The sequence below is a fragment of the Rhizobium laguerreae genome (assembly GCF_002008165.1).
GTDB lineage: Bacteria > Pseudomonadota > Alphaproteobacteria > Rhizobiales > Rhizobiaceae > Rhizobium > Rhizobium laguerreae.
In genome coordinates this window covers 985775-1000305 of record NZ_MRDM01000014.1, presented here as the reverse complement: position 1 = coordinate 1000305, position 14531 = coordinate 985775, and the positions used below count along the sequence as shown (strand labels likewise).

Here is a 14531-nt window from a genome sequence, read left to right as displayed (position 1 = left end):
GGGCGATCAGCCCCAGGAAACCTGGAGGATTTCGTAGGCCTTGGAGCCGCCCGGCGCATTGACCTCGATGGAATCGCCGACTTCCTTGCCGATCAGCGCGCGGGCGATCGGCGAGGAGATGGAGATGCGGCCGGCCTTGACGTCGGCTTCCTGGTCGCCGACGATCTGGTAGGTCTTTTCTTCCTCGGTGTCCTCGTCGATGAGCTTCACCTTGGCGCCGAACTTGATCTTGTCGCCCGACATCTTGGTGAGGTCGATGACCTCGGCGCGCGCCGTCAGGTCTTCCAGCTCGCTGATGCGGCCTTCATTATGGCTCTGAGCTTCCTTGGCGGCGTGGTATTCGGCGTTTTCGGAAAGGTCGCCATGGGCACGGGCTTCGGCGATCGCCTCGATGATTCGGGGACGCTCCTCCTGCTGACGCCAGCGCAGTTCTTCCTGCAGCTTGACGAAACCGCCCGGTGTCATCGGTACCTTTTCAACCATTTTTCTGTCCTTCAATCCTTGTATCCGCATAATCAGCGGCGAACACAAAAGAAAACAGGTCCCGAAGGGGAGCTTCGGAACCGTGCCACAATCTTAGTCGGACGCTTATAGCAGATCGCCAAGCCCGATTTCCAGAAAATTCGCATGAAAGAAACGCGGCCTGCTCCAACATCCGGTGATGCAGCTTGAAAATGGGCGGAAATCGGATCGTTCCGATTGACTTCAGGCGCAGGAACATATAGTGAACATACTAATGAAGAAGTCGCTAACAGAACGCTTGGCCATCCTTTCCGATGCCGCGAAATATGACGCTTCCTGCGCTTCCAGCGGCACGGTGAAACGTGATTCCCGGGCAAGCGGCGGGCTCGGTTCGACCGAGGGATCCGGCATCTGTCATGCCTATGCCCCGGACGGGCGGTGCATTTCACTTCTGAAAATACTGCTGACCAATTTCTGCATTTACGACTGCGCCTATTGCGTCAATCGCTCGTCGAGCAATGTCGAACGGGCGCGTTTTACGCCCGAGGAGGTCATCTGGCTGACGCTGGAATTTTACCGCCGCAACTATATCGAAGGCCTGTTCCTTTCCTCCGGCATCATTCGTTCCTCCGATTACACGATGGAAGAGATGGTCCGCATCGTTCGCGAACTGCGCGTGACCCATAATTTCCGCGGCTATATCCATCTGAAGTCGATCCCCGAGGCGTCGCCGCGTCTGATCGAAGAGGCGGGGCTTCATGCAGACAGGCTGTCGCTCAATATCGAGTTGCCGACGGATAACGGCATCACCCGCTTTGCGCCGGAAAAGAAGCCCGCCAATATCCGGCGATCGATGGGAGATCTGAGGTTGAAGATCGAGGCCGCCGGCGAACCGACGTTACAGACGAAGAAGCGTCAGCGTTTCGTGCCGGCCGGTCAGAGCACGCAGATGATCGTCGGCGCTGATGGCGCGAACGATGCGACGATCCTTGCGACCAGCGGCCGGCTTTACAGCAGCTACGGGCTGAAGCGCGTCTATTATTCCGCCTTCAGCTCGATCCCGGACTCGTCAAAAAACCTGCCGCTGATCAAACCGCCGTTGATGCGCGAACACCGGCTCTATCAGGCCGACTGGCTCTATCGATTCTACGGTTTCGGCATCGACGAGATCACCGCAAACCAGGCGGGCGGCATGCTCGATCTCACCCTCGATCCCAAGCTTGCCTGGGCGCTCGCCAACCGGGCCGAATTTCCCGTCGATATCAACAGAGCCGAGCGCGAGCGGTTGCTGCGCGTGCCCGGCCTCGGCACCAAGACAGTCAAAGCGATCGTTTCGGCCCGCCGTTTTCGCCGGCTGCGGCTCGACGATCTCCAGCGGCTCGGCATTTCGATCAAGAAGGTCCAGTCCTTCATTTCGGCGGAAGGCTGGTCGCCGCGCCGATTGATTGAGCGCCCAGACCTTCGCGCCATGTTCGAACCGCAGCCTGAACAATTGTCGTTGCTGTGATGCGCCGGGTCGTGCTGGCAGGACGCGGGGAGCTTGCCGAATGGCGTGATGCCGCACGCGCCTTCGCGGCCGCCGGCATATCGCCGGAGGGGATAGAGTGGCGCGAAAAACGTGCTGAGTCCGGGTTTGCGTTTCAACACGACGCGATGCCGCCGGCACCTGCTGCTGCACGAAGGCCGATGACGGTGCCACCCGCCTTTATCGAGCTTGCGGAAACGGTTCTCTGCCATTCCGATCCCACGCGCTTTTCCCTGCTTTACCGTCTGCTCTGGCGGCTGCAGATGGACCGGCAATTGCTTGAAGTGGCCTCCGACGAGGACGTCGCCCGTGCCAGGTTGATGGCGAAAAACGTTCGGCGCGACGCGCACAAGATGACGGCCTTCGTCCGCTTCAAGGAGGTTGGTGCGGTATCGGCGGATCGTCGAAAATTCCTCGCCTGGTTCGAGCCGGATCACCATATCGTCAGGCGTACAGCGCCCTTCTTCCAACGGCGCTTCACCGACATGGACTGGCTGATCGCCACACCCAAGGGATCAGCCGCCTGGGACGGCGAGCGGCTGACGATGAGCGACGAACCGTGTGAAAAACCCAATCTTACCGATGCTACCGATGACCTCTGGCGCACCTACTACGCCAGCATTTTCAATCCGGCGCGGTTGAAGCTGAAGGCGATGCAGGCGGAGATGCCAAAAAAATACTGGAAGAACCTGCCGGAAGCCGATCTCATTCCTGGGCTGATCGCATCGGCGGAGAGCAAGGTGCGGGCCATGGCCGCCCGGGAGGCGACCCAGTCATTGCCCTTTCACGATCGCCTGCAGGAGGCCGCGCGCAGCATCCCAGCTGAACCCGAAGCGCCGGCGGGCACGCTGGAAGCACTGCGCGCGGAAGCTGCCGGCTGCACCCGCTGTCCGCTTCACGCGAAGGCGACGCAAACCGTATTCGGGGAGGGGCCGCGCGATGCAGAGGTGATGTTCGTCGGCGAGCAGCCGGGCGACCAGGAGGATATATCAGGGCGCCCCTTCGTCGGTCCCGCCGGCAGGCTGCTGGACCAAGTGATCACTGAAGCGGGCATCGACCGCTCGACGCTTTACGTCACCAATGCCGTCAAGCATTTCAAATATGAGCCGCGCGGCAAGCGTCGCATCCATCAGAAGCCCAATATGGGCGAGGTGAAGCATTGCCGCTGGTGGCTCGATCTGGAGATGGCGCTGATCAAGCCGAAGCTGGTCGTTGCGATGGGGGCGACGGCGCTCGCGGCGCTGACCGATACGAAACAGCGGCTGCAGGATGTCAGGGGGAAGGCGATCGCGATCGACGAGAGGCGAACGCTCTTCGTGACGGTGCATCCATCCTATCTGCTGCGTATTCCCGACGAGCGACTGAAAGCGGAAGAACTGGCGCGATTTCGCGAAGATATGCTGAATATCCAGCGGCTTATGACGGCGACCGGATAAATTGATTCCGATGTAAGGAATGACCGAAAGGGGGTGAGCCACCGCTCATTGAGCGACGGCGTTGCTATATCTCAGGCGAAGTAGCTTTGCAGCGGCCGCACTTCCAGATTGCCGGCCTTCAGCGCCTTGATCGCCTGGGCGGCGGCTTCGGCGCCTGCCATCGTCGTGTAATAAGGCACCTTCTGCATCAGCGTCGCACGGCGCAGCGATTTGGAGTCCGAGATCGCCTTGTTGCCATCGGTGGTGTTGATGACGAGCTGGACCTGGCGGTTGCGGATTGCGTCCTCGATATGCGGACGGCCCTCGAGCACCTTGTTGATCTTGGTGGCGATGATGCCGTTTTCGGCGAGGAAGCGGGCGGTGCCGCCGGTTGCCAGCACTTTGAAGCCCTGTTCGACGAGGATGCGGATCGCCGGCAGCACGCGCAGCTTGTCGGCGTCGCGGACGGAGACGAAGACCGTCCCGTCACGCGGCAGCTCGACGCCGGCGCCGAGCTGCGACTTGGCGAAGGCCAGCGCAAAATCGGTATCGAGGCCGATGACTTCACCCGTCGAGCGCATTTCTGGGCCGAGCAGGGTGTCGACGCCGGGGAAGCGGGCGAAGGGGAAGACGGCTTCCTTGACGGCGATGTGCTTGAGCTTGCGCGGATCGGGCTTTTCGCCGTAGGCGGCGAAGGTCGCATCGAGCTTCTCGCCAGCCATGACGCGGGCGGCGATCTTGGCGATCGGCGCGCCGATGGTCTTTGCGACGAAGGGCACGGTGCGTGAGGCGCGCGGATTGACTTCGAGAACGTAGACGGTGCCGTCCTTGATGGCGAACTGCACGTTCATCAAGCCGCCGACATTGAGCGCCTTGGCCATGGCCTTGGCCTGGCGCTCCAGCTCGTCGAGCATCTCGTTGGAGAGCGTGCGCGGCGGCAGCGAGCAGGCGCTATCGCCGGAATGGATGCCGGCTTCCTCGATATGCTCCATGATGCCGGCGACATAGACGTCGGTGCCGTCCGAGAGGCAGTCGACGTCGACTTCGATGGCGTGGCTAAGATAGCTGTCGAAGAGCAGCGGGTTCTTGCCGAGCAGGGTGTTGATCTGGCCGGTCTTGTCGTTGGGATAACGCTGCTTGATATCCTCCGGCACCAGTTCCGGCACGGTATCGAGCAGGTAGCTCTGCAGCTGGCCTTCCGAATGCAGGATCTGCATGGCGCGGCCGCCAAGCACGTAAGAGGGGCGAACGACCAGCGGGAAGCCGATTTCGGTTGCGACCATGCGGGCTTGCTCGACCGAATAGGCGATGCCGTTGTTCGGCTGGTTGAGGTCGAGCTTCATCAACAGCTTCTGGAAGCGGTCGCGGTCCTCGGCAAGGTCGATCATGTCAGGCGCGGTGCCGAGGATCGGGATGCCGTTCTTTTCCAGCGCCTCGGCAAGCTTCAACGGCGTCTGGCCGCCGAACTGGACGATGACGCCGACGACTTCGCCCTTTTCCTGTTCTGCCCGCAGGATCTCGATCACGTCCTCGGCGGTCAGCGGCTCGAAATATAGGCGGTCCGACGTATCGTAGTCAGTCGAGACGGTTTCAGGGTTGCAGTTGATCATGATCGCTTCATAACCCGCATCCTTCAGCGCGAAGGCGGCGTGGCAGCAGCAATAGTCGAACTCGATGCCCTGGCCGATGCGGTTCGGGCCGCCGCCGAGGATGACGACCTTCTTGCGGTCCGACACTTCAGCCTCCGAGCGGGCGGCGCCGACAAAAGGCGTCTCATAGGTCGAATACATATAGGCGGTCGGCGACGCGAATTCGGCCGCACAGGTATCGATGCGCTTGAAGACGGGGCGGACGTTCAGGCTGTTGCGGAATTCGGCGACTTCCTTCGGGCGCTTGCCGGTCAGCGTCGCCAGGCGCGCGTCGGAAAAGCCCATGGCCTTCAGCATGCGCAGATTGGCGGCATCATCCGGCAGGCCGTGCTCGCGGATGCGGGCCTCCATCTCGACGATCGCCTTCAGTTCGGCGATGAACCAGGGGTCGATCTTGCAGCCTTCGTGGACTTCGGCCTCGCTCATGCCCTGGCGCAGCGCCTGGGCGACCATGCGCAGGCGATCGGGCGTCGGTGTGCCGATTGCAGCGCGGATGGCGTTCTGGCTGGATTCGCCCTCTTCAAAGCCGGGGATCTCGATCTCGTCGAGGCCGGTCAGGCCGGTTTCCAAGCCGCGCAGCGCCTTCTGCAGCGATTCGGCGAAGGTGCGGCCGATCGCCATGACTTCGCCGACCGATTTCATGGCGGTCGTCAGCACCGGTGAGGCGCCGGGGAATTTCTCGAAGGCGAAACGCGGGATCTTGGTGACGACGTAGTCGATCGACGGTTCGAAGGAGGCAGGCGTTGCGCCGCCGGTGATGTCGTTATCCAGTTCGTCAAGCGTATAGCCGATCGCGAGCTTGGCGGCGATCTTGGCGATCGGGAAGCCGGTGGCCTTCGAGGCGAGGGCCGACGATCTCGAGACGCGCGGGTTCATTTCGATGACGACGAGGCGGCCGTCTTTCGGATTGACGGCGAACTGGACGTTCGAGCCGCCGGTCTCGACCCCGATCTCGCGCAGCACCGCGATTGAGGCGTTGCGCATGATCTGGTATTCCTTGTCGGTCAGCGTCAGCGCCGGCGCGACGGTGATCGAATCTCCGGTGTGGACGCCCATCGGATCGATGTTCTCGATCGAGCAGATGATGATGCAGTTGTCCGCCTTGTCGCGGACGACCTCCATTTCATATTCCTTCCAGCCGAGCACCGATTCTTCGACCAGCACTTCGGTGGTCGGCGAGGCGTCGAGGCCGCCGCCGACGATCTCGAAAAATTCCGAGCGGTTGTAGGCGATGCCGCCGCCGGTGCCGCCGAGCGTGAAGGAGGGGCGGATGATGGCGGGCAGGCCGACATGGTCGATCGCCTGGGCGGCAATCGCCATGGCATGGCTCATGTAACGCTGCTTGCGGTCGCTCTCGCCGAGGTTCCACTGGTTTTCCAGCTCATCCAGCGCCTTGTCGAGGTCGGATCCCGAGAGGCTTTCACGCAGCTTGATGCGCTCGGCCTCGTGCGTCTTGCGGTCGAGGTCCTTGATGTCGGTGGCGTTCGCCAGCATCGAGCGCGGAGTTTCCAGCCCGATACGGGCCATTGCTTCGCGGAACAGCGCGCGGTCCTCGGCCATGTCGATGGCGGCGGGCTTGGCTCCGATCATCTCGACATTGTAGCGGTCGAGCACGCCCATGCGCTTCAGCGAAAGCGCGGTATTCAAAGCCGTCTGGCCGCCCATGGTCGGCAGCAGCGCATCCGGGCGTTCCTTGGCGATGATCTTGGCGACGACTTCGGGGGTGATGGGCTCGACATAGGTGGCGTCGGCAAGGCCCGGATCGGTCATGATCGTCGCAGGGTTGGAGTTGACGAGGATGACGCGGTAGCCTTCCTCCTTCAGCGCCTTGCAGGCCTGGGTGCCGGAATAGTCGAATTCGCAAGCCTGGCCGATAACGATCGGTCCCGCGCCGATGATGAGGATCGATTTGATATCTTGGCGCTTCGGCATGAGTGCTTCCGTTTTCTGGCTGCGCAGAAAGCCGGCCAGGGTGGGAGATCACCGGGTCGGGTCGCGCATGCTGGGTCTTTTCAGGCTAGAAGCGGCTTATAGGCAAATGTATTTGCAAACGGAACCCCATAAATCGCGGAATCGACAGGAATCCAACACGGCGCCAGAGACTATTTCCCGTCAGGCACGACCACCAGCCGGATTTCGCCGCCGCCTTGCTTCCGGAAGTGCGAAAGCGGGAGTCACATCAAGCGCTTGGCGCGTCTTCTTTACGTGAAACGCCGGCGCACATCCTCGGCATAGCTGTGGCTGACCGGGATTTCCGTGCCGTCGCGGGTGAGGATCAGCAGCCTGCCATTGCCGCGTTTCAGGCTTTCGACATGGGCGTCGGCCACCCAGTGCGAGCGATGGACGCGAAAGCCCGGCGTCGCGGCGGTTTCTTTCAGCGCATCGGCGAAACGCAAGAGCACCAGTTCGCGCCCGCGGCTGGTCACCACCTCGGTATAGTGGTCCTGGACGGAAAGGCGCAGCAGCGAGCCACGATTCTCAGGCTTCAGCCGGTCGAGGATCGAGGCTACGGGGCTGGTTTCCTGAGGAACTGCGGCTTCGGCGATTTTCTGGCTCATCGCCATATAGGTCAAAAGGCAGAAGAGGGCGCAAGCGGCGCCGCAAAAAGCGCGCGTTGCAGGCCGCTGTCGAGCGTGGTCGCTTCGCCGGCGAAGGCATAGTCGACGAGGCCGATGGCAAAACCGATCGGCAGGGCGGCTACGAGCGAGCCCGCCATCATGCGGGCGAACATGGAAACGATCACCCCCTGCAGCAGTCTTTCGGCCGTGACTGCGCAGAGAATGGCGATCGTCCAGGCAACGGCATGCAGGGTCAGCCAGTAGGCGAGGCGTTCGCCGAAGGCCATGCTTTCCATCGTGCCGTAGGGACCGGTGACGGCAAAGAGCAGGACGATCGCGGCAAAGGTTCCCCAGAAGCGCCGGGAGTGGAGAAAGACCTGCAATTCGCGAAGCGTGGATTGCAAGAAGAGGTGATTCACGAAGTTTTCCTGCCGTTCGCGCGGTTCGGATTGAGGCGGATGAAGTCTTGGCGGAAACAGGGATCGAATTCAATCGGATGTCGCTCATGATCCTCGAACCGCTCCTCGGCGCTCCGCTCGCCGTTCATATCCATGTCACTGCTGTTACGCCGCCGGCACTTCTCGGCGCCTATATCCTGCTGCGCCCCAAGGGCACGCCGCTGCACCGGCTGCTCGGCAGGATCTGGATGGCGCTGATGGTTGTCACGGCGGTATCGAGCTTCTTCATTCATGAGCTCGATCTCTTCTACGGGTTCAGCCCGATCCATCTTCTGTCGATTGCAACATTGTTCGGCAGCTGGAATGCGATCGCGGCGGCTCGCCGCGGCGATGTCCGTCTGCACCAGCGCATCGTCGCCGGCCTCTATTTCGGCGCCATCGTCCTTGCCGGCCTGTTCACTTTCCTACCCGGCCGGATCATGCACGCGGTCATCTTCATCGGCGCGGAATGGCCGGCGGTCCTTGCCGCGGCGGCGATCGGCTCGATCCTGGTCGCAATCGTGCTGCGTCGCCGACGCGGGCGCCTGATTGCCCGATGAAGTCGCTGGAATTCCGGCCGCCGACGGATATATAACTCCTTGAGCGCAAGCACAGGCATTGCCGGGGAGAGCGAAGATGGAATGGAGAGGCCGGCGTCAGTCCGACAATGTTGAAGATCGCCGCGGCGGTCCGACCGGCGGCGGTTTCGGCCGCGGCGGTGGCTTCAATTTTCCCTCCGGCGGCGGCGTTCGCCGCGCCGGCGGGGGCTTGAGCATCGGTACGATCATTTTCCTTGTCGTCATCTATTTCATCTTCAAGATGATGGGCATCGATCTGCTGCAGGTGCTCGAAGGCGGCGGCATGTCGAGCGGGCCGGGCTACGAGCAGAGCCAGTCCGGAGGCACACGCGCGCCTGCCAATGACGAGATGACCGCCTTCATGCGCACCGTGCTTGCCGAAACTGAGGATACCTGGCAGGGCATCTTCCAGGCGCAGGGCCAGAACTACGAAGAGCCCCGCCTCGTGTTGTTCTCGGGCTCGACCGCATCGGCCTGCGGCTCGGCATCGTCCGCCACCGGCCCGTTCTACTGCCCCGGCGACCACAAGCTCTATCTCGACACCGAATTCTTTCAGGAGCTTTCCAACCGGTTCGGTGCGTCGGGCGATTTCGCCGAGGCCTATGTCGTTGCCCATGAGGTCGGCCATCACGTGCAGAACCTGCTGGGCATCCTGCCGAAGTTCAACCAGGCCCGTCAGCGCATGAGCGAGGCCGACGCCAACAAGATGTCGGTGCGCGTCGAGCTGCAGGCCGATTGCTTTGCCGGCATCTGGGGCAAATATACCCAGCAGAAGGGCCTGCTCGAGTCAGGCGATCTGGAGGAAGCGCTGAACGCCGCCCAGCAGATCGGCGACGATTCGCTGCAGAAGCGGTCACAGGGTTACGTCGTGCCGGAAAGCTTCAACCACGGTACCTCGGAGCAGCGGGTCAGATGGTTCAAGCGCGGTTTTGATAGCGGCCAGCTCTCGGCTTGTGACACGTTTTCGGGGCCGATTTGAGGAGTATGCCTTTTCTTCCCGGCGCTCTCCTGAAACACTTGTGATGGAAACGAGGGCGGGCGGCTTTCTCCCTCTTCTCCCCGCTGGGGAGAAGAGACGTGTAGCCGCGCCGCGTTCTTCCTCATCTCCAGCTGAGCCGTAGGACGAAGCGTAATCTGTCCCTGTGCCTACTTCTCACTGTCCATATGCTGCAGCATATGCTCGGGATAACGCCCGCCTGCAGCCGCATCCTTCGGCACGGCACGTTCGATAGCTTCGAAATCTTCCGGCGACAGGTTGACCGCGCGTGAGCCGAGCGCCTCGGTCAGCCGGTCGCGGCGGCGGGCGCCGATGATCGGGACGATGTCCTTGCCCTTGGCGGCGACCCAGGCGATGGCGATCTGGGCGACAGAGACGCTCTTTGCCTCGGCGATCTCGCGCAGTTTCTCCACCAGAACAAGGTTCTGCTCGATATTGCCCTCCTGGAAGCGCGGGCTGTAGGCGCGGAAATCGCCGGCCGTCGCACTCCGGCCCTTCTGCCAATGGCCGCTGATCAGGCCGCGCGAGAGCACGCCGTAGGCGGTGATCGAGATGCCGAGTTCGCGGGTTGTCGGCAGGATCTTTTCCTCGATGCCGCGCGAGATCAGCGAATATTCGATCTGCAGGTCGACGATCGGGGCCACAGCGGCGGCGCGGCGGATCGTGTCGGCGCCGACTTCCGACAGGCCGATATGCCTGACATAACCCGCCTTGACCATGTCGGCGATGGCGCCGACCGTGTCCTCGATCGGTACGTTCGGATCGAGACGGGCGGGGCGGTAGATGTCGATATAATCGACGCCAAGGCGCTGCAGCGTATAGCTGAGGAAGTTCTTCACCGCGACCGGACGGCCGTCGAAGCCGTTCCAGCCGCCGACGGGATCGCGCAGGCCGCCGAACTTGACGCTGATGACGGCGCCCTCGCGCTTGCGGCCCTTCAATGCCTCGCCGATCAGCATTTCATTATGGCCCATGCCGTAGAAATCGCCGGTGTCGAGCAGATTGACGCCGGCATCGAGCGCGCCATGGATCGTCGCGATGCTTTCTGCGCGATCGGAGGGGCCGTACATGCCCGACATGCCCATGCAGCCGAGGCCGACGGCCGAGACATCGGGTCCGGTCCTTCCCAAACGATAGGTCTGCATTGTCTTCTCCTTCCTTCTGCGCCGAAGCGGCGCAATCGGGCTTTTGCGCCGGGCGTCGTCATCGATGCTGCCGTTCTACCGCTTTCGCATTCGGGCGATAATCGGAGGGTATCGAACAGGCTGTGCGGGGAAATGCACAATGACCAGTTTTTGGACCGATCTTCTCCGGTGATCTGGATGCCGTCGCGGCGATTGCAAGGGAACGCATCGCCCGGCGATCGCTGGGCGGCTGGCGATTATCTGAAACTGGAACTACAACGCGCGCCCACCGGTTGAGGCCTGTTATAAATTTCCCGTTGAGCATTATCAAAAACTATGAGATGTTCACGGATTGTTTCGGTTTCTTTTCTGAGCTATGTCACTTTCTCGGCGACGAGATCGTCTTTTCAGAACCAACCGCTGTAGAGATGCCTCATGCTTGACCCGAAATTCGTTCGCCGCGGCCTTTTCCTGGTCTTCATCATCCTCTTCCTCGACATTATCGGCATCGCCATCATCATGCCGGTGCTGCCCGCCTATCTGGAGCAACTGACCGGCGGCAGCGTCAGCGATGCGGCGATCGACGGCGGCTGGCTGATGCTGGTCTATGCCGGCATGCAATTCCTGTTCGCGCCGCTGCTCGGAAACCTGTCCGACCGCTTTGGCCGCCGGCCGATCCTGTTGCTTTCGGTGCTGACCTTCGCGATCGACAATTTCATTTGCGGCATCGCCACCAGCTTCTGGATGCTGTTCGTCGGCCGCGTGCTTGCCGGCATCAGCGGCGGCAGCTTTGCCACCTGCTCGGCGTATATCGCCGATATCAGCACGGAGGAGAACCGGGCGAAGAATTTCGGGCTGATAGGCATCGCCTTCGGCGTCGGCTTCACCATCGGCCCCGTCGTTGGCGGTGTCCTCGGCGAATTCGGCCCCCGTGTGCCGTTCCTCGGCGCGGCTGCGCTGTCGCTTGTCAATTTCATCGCCGCCTGCTTCCTGCTGCCGGAAACGCTGGAGGCGAAGAACCGCCGCCGGTTCGAGTGGAAACGCGCCAATCCACTTGGCGCGTTGCGCCAGATGCGCCATTATCCCGGCATCGGCTGGGTCAGCCTCGTCATGTTCCTGTTCTTCCTGGCGCATGCCGTCTATCCCTCGGTCTGGGCGTTCGTCTCGACCTATCGATACGGTTGGAGCGAGGGACAGATCGGCCTATCGCTCGGCATTTACGGGATTGGTGCTGCGCTCGTCATGGGGCTGGTCCTGCCGCGCGTCGTGCCTCTGCTCGGCGAATGGAAAACGGCGCTTCTCGGCCTCTGCTTTTCAGCTGCAGGACTGACCGGCTATGCCTTCGCCTGGGAGGGCTGGGTGGTTTACGTCGTCATCGTCGCGACCGTCATCGAAAACGTCGCCGACCCGCCGCTGCGCAGCATCGCCGCCGGCATGGTTCCGCCTTCGGCGCAGGGCGAGCTGCAGGGCGCGCTTACCAGCCTCAGCAGCATCACCACCATTGTCGGGCCGCTGATCTTCACGCAGATGTTTTCCTACTTCACGCAGCCTGAGGCGCCTGTCACTTTTGCCGGCGCGCCGTATCTCACGGCCGCCGTGCTCATCCTTCTGGCCGCCGGGGTATTCCTCACAAGGGTTCCGGTGAGGGAGCCGGCCGAGGCGCTGGAAGCCACGGGCTGATTGATCAGAAATAGTGATGCGATGATGAATTTTTCATCATCTGCCTTATCTGGGGTAGTTCTTTGCGGGGCTTTGCTCTAAGCCCGGATGATATTTCGCCGCAAGCTGTGGCGACGCATATTTCAATCACAGGACTGGTGTCATGGACACGCCGATCGACGCGCGCAGGCTTGCGCCGACAAACGATAATCGTTGGGGCGCACATTTCCGTGCGACGTTGGCGCTCGGCATTCCGCTGATCGGCGCGCAGCTTGCCCAGCTCGGTATCCACACCACCGATGTGATGATCGTCGGACGTCTCGGCGCCGAACAGCTGGCGGCGATGGTGCTGTCGGCGCAGTTCCTGTTCACGATCCTCATCTTCGGTTCGGGCTTTGCCATCGCCGTCATTCCGATGGTGGCGCAGGCCTATGGCCGCGGCGACGTCGTCTCGGTGCGCCGATCGCTGCGCATGGGTCTCTGGGTGGTGATCGGATTTTGGATCATCATGCAGCCGGCCTTCTTCAATGCGGAACAGATCCTGCTCTTTGCGCAGCAGAAGCCCGAGGTGGCCAAGCTCGCCCATGGTTATATCATGATCGGCCAGTTCGGCGTGCTGCCGGGCCTGCTCTTCAACGTCATGCGCTCGCTCGTCAGCGCCATCGGCAAGGCAGGCATCATCCTCAACGTCACCATCGCCACGCTGGTGATGAACGCGATCTTCGCCTATATGCTCGTGCTCGGCCATTTCGGTTTTCCGGCGATGGGGCTTGAGGGCGCGGCGATCGTTTCGGTCGTCGTGCAGACGGCCGGCTTCCTCTTCATCCTTGCTTTCGTGCAGCGGCGGGAAGAGACGCGGCGCTACGAGATCTTCGTGCGGTTCTGGAAACCCGACTGGCACGCGCTGCTGGAGGTCATCCGGCTCGGTTTCCCGATCAGCGTTACCCTCCTTGCCGAGGTCAGCCTGTTCACGGTAGCCTCACTGCTGATGGGCTATATCGGTACGATCGAGCTTGCCGCCCACGGCATTGCCCTGCAATGGGCCTCGATCGCCTTCATGATCCCGCTCGGCCTCAGCCAGGCGGCGACGGTGCGCATCGGCGTCGCGCACGGGCAGGGCGACCATCGGGGGCTGGTGCGCGCTTCGATCATGGTTGTTATCATCGCTTGCGCCATCTCGGCAGTCGGCTCGGTGCTCTTTGCCACCATGCCGCAATTCCTCGGCAGCTGGTTCCTTGACGTCAACTCGCCCGAGGCGTCCGAAGTGCTTGCCTATGCCGGGCCGCTGATCGTCGTTGCCGGGCTTTTCCAGCTGGTCGACGGGCTGCAGGTGGTTGCCAATGGATTGCTGCGCGGTCTCAAGGACGCGCGCGTGCCGATGATCATGGCACTGATCGCTTATTGGCCGATCGGCTTCTTCCTCGCCTGGGCCTTTGCTTTCCCGCTCGGTTTCGGCGGTATCGGCATCTGGTTCGGCTTCCTCGTCGGGCTGGCAGCCGCCGCCGTCATGCTCTGCGGACGGTTCTATCTTCTCCTTCGCCGGGAGGGCGCAATGGCCGGCGCCTGAGCCGGCCGGCGCTGCGATCAGGCCGCGACAGGTTTGTAGCCGGCGATGTCGGCGCGAATACCGAGACGCGCAAACATTTCCTGCGGATCGAAATTCGCACCCTTATGGGCGGCCGCCACGGCTGCCCGCGCGCGCTCGACGACCTCGGTATTTTCCCATTCGGCAATGGTGACGAAATTGAATTCGCCTGGACCAGCGACCTGCTCCAGCACCCTGTGATCGATGAAACCGTCCTGCACCTCCAACACCTTGTGGGTCATCATCACTTTGACGAGAAATTCCTCGCGTGCCGCCGCCGGCACGATGAACTTGTCGACTCGAAAGAAAGCTCCGCTCATCCAGTTTTCTCCTGCATCAGATGTCTGCAGGCAGATCTGTAATTCCTCAAGTTAAGCTGAGGTCAATAGGCGGATAAAGAAAAAGGCCCGCCTGAGCGAACCTTTGGGCTACCGACAAAGCGGGCCAACTCCTCTTTCGTCATGCTCGGGCTTGTCCCGAGCATCTGCCTTCGGTCGATATGTGGCAGATCCTCGGCACGGGGCCGAGGATGACGAAGAGTG

The 14531-nt window shown here is 61.9% G+C and carries 10 protein-coding genes and 1 pseudogene; 6 read left to right on the top strand and 5 right to left on the bottom strand.

What is annotated here, in order from left to right:
* Positions 1-6: 6 nt before the first annotated feature.
* The gene (gene greA / locus BS630_RS20750) at positions 7-483 is read right to left on the bottom strand and encodes a transcription elongation factor GreA (protein WP_003541639.1); all 477 of its coding nucleotides are present in this window, start codon (positions 481-483) and stop codon (positions 7-9) included.
* 253 nt (positions 484-736) lie between these two features.
* Between greA and BS630_RS20745 the strand changes: the two genes are divergently transcribed.
* Positions 737-1969 carry a putative DNA modification/repair radical SAM protein gene (locus tag BS630_RS20745; RefSeq protein ID WP_077978867.1) on the top strand — a complete coding sequence of 411 codons (1233 nt, stop codon included), beginning with the start codon at positions 737-739 and terminating at the stop codon, positions 1967-1969.
* Positions 1969-3423 (top strand): UdgX family uracil-DNA binding protein, encoded by a 1455-nt coding sequence (locus BS630_RS20740; RefSeq protein WP_077978866.1) that lies wholly within the window; start codon positions 1969-1971, stop codon positions 3421-3423. Before BS630_RS20745 ends, BS630_RS20740 begins: the two co-directional genes overlap by 1 nt.
* Positions 3424-3494: 71 nt before the next feature.
* On the opposite strand, the gene carB is transcribed toward BS630_RS20740, so the two are convergent.
* Positions 3495-6983, bottom strand: a complete 3489-nt coding sequence (gene carB, locus BS630_RS20735; RefSeq protein WP_077978865.1) for a carbamoyl-phosphate synthase large subunit — start codon at positions 6981-6983, stop codon at positions 3495-3497.
* Between the two features lie 269 nt (positions 6984-7252).
* Positions 7253-8028 (bottom strand): annotated as a pseudogene (locus BS630_RS20730) (LytTR family DNA-binding domain-containing protein).
* Between the two features lie 47 nt (positions 8029-8075).
* On the opposite strand from BS630_RS20730, the gene BS630_RS20725 reads away from it, so the two are divergent.
* Together BS630_RS20725 and ypfJ are read left to right on the top strand one after the other, a co-directional pair.
* The gene (locus BS630_RS20725; protein WP_077978864.1) at positions 8076-8606 is read left to right on the top strand and encodes a DUF2306 domain-containing protein; all 531 of its coding nucleotides are present in this window, start codon (positions 8076-8078) and stop codon (positions 8604-8606) included.
* Between the two features lie 76 nt (positions 8607-8682).
* Positions 8683-9603 (top strand): KPN_02809 family neutral zinc metallopeptidase, encoded by a 921-nt coding sequence (gene ypfJ, locus BS630_RS20720; RefSeq protein ID WP_077978863.1) that lies wholly within the window; start codon positions 8683-8685, stop codon positions 9601-9603.
* A 167-nt stretch (positions 9604-9770) separates the two neighbouring features.
* Here the strand turns inward: ypfJ and BS630_RS20715 are convergent, their stop codons facing one another.
* Positions 9771-10766 carry an aldo/keto reductase gene (locus BS630_RS20715; RefSeq protein WP_077978862.1) on the bottom strand — a complete coding sequence of 332 codons (996 nt, stop codon included), beginning with the start codon at positions 10764-10766 and terminating at the stop codon, positions 9771-9773.
* Between the two features lie 414 nt (positions 10767-11180).
* Between BS630_RS20715 and BS630_RS20710 the strand changes: the two genes are divergently transcribed.
* Both BS630_RS20710 and BS630_RS20705 read left to right on the top strand, forming a co-directional pair.
* Positions 11181-12425 carry a TCR/Tet family MFS transporter gene (locus BS630_RS20710; protein WP_077978861.1) on the top strand — a complete coding sequence of 415 codons (1245 nt, stop codon included), beginning with the start codon at positions 11181-11183 and terminating at the stop codon, positions 12423-12425.
* Positions 12426-12567: 142 nt separating this feature from the next.
* The gene (locus BS630_RS20705) at positions 12568-13971 is read left to right on the top strand and encodes an MATE family efflux transporter (protein WP_025395408.1); all 1404 of its coding nucleotides are present in this window, start codon (positions 12568-12570) and stop codon (positions 13969-13971) included.
* Between the two features lie 17 nt (positions 13972-13988).
* Here BS630_RS20705 and BS630_RS20700 read toward each other — a convergent pair whose 3' ends face one another.
* On the bottom strand, positions 13989-14309 hold the full coding sequence (locus tag BS630_RS20700) for a hypothetical protein (protein ID WP_025395407.1): 321 nt from the start codon (positions 14307-14309) through the stop codon (positions 13989-13991).
* Between the last annotated feature and the right edge of the window lie 222 nt (positions 14310-14531).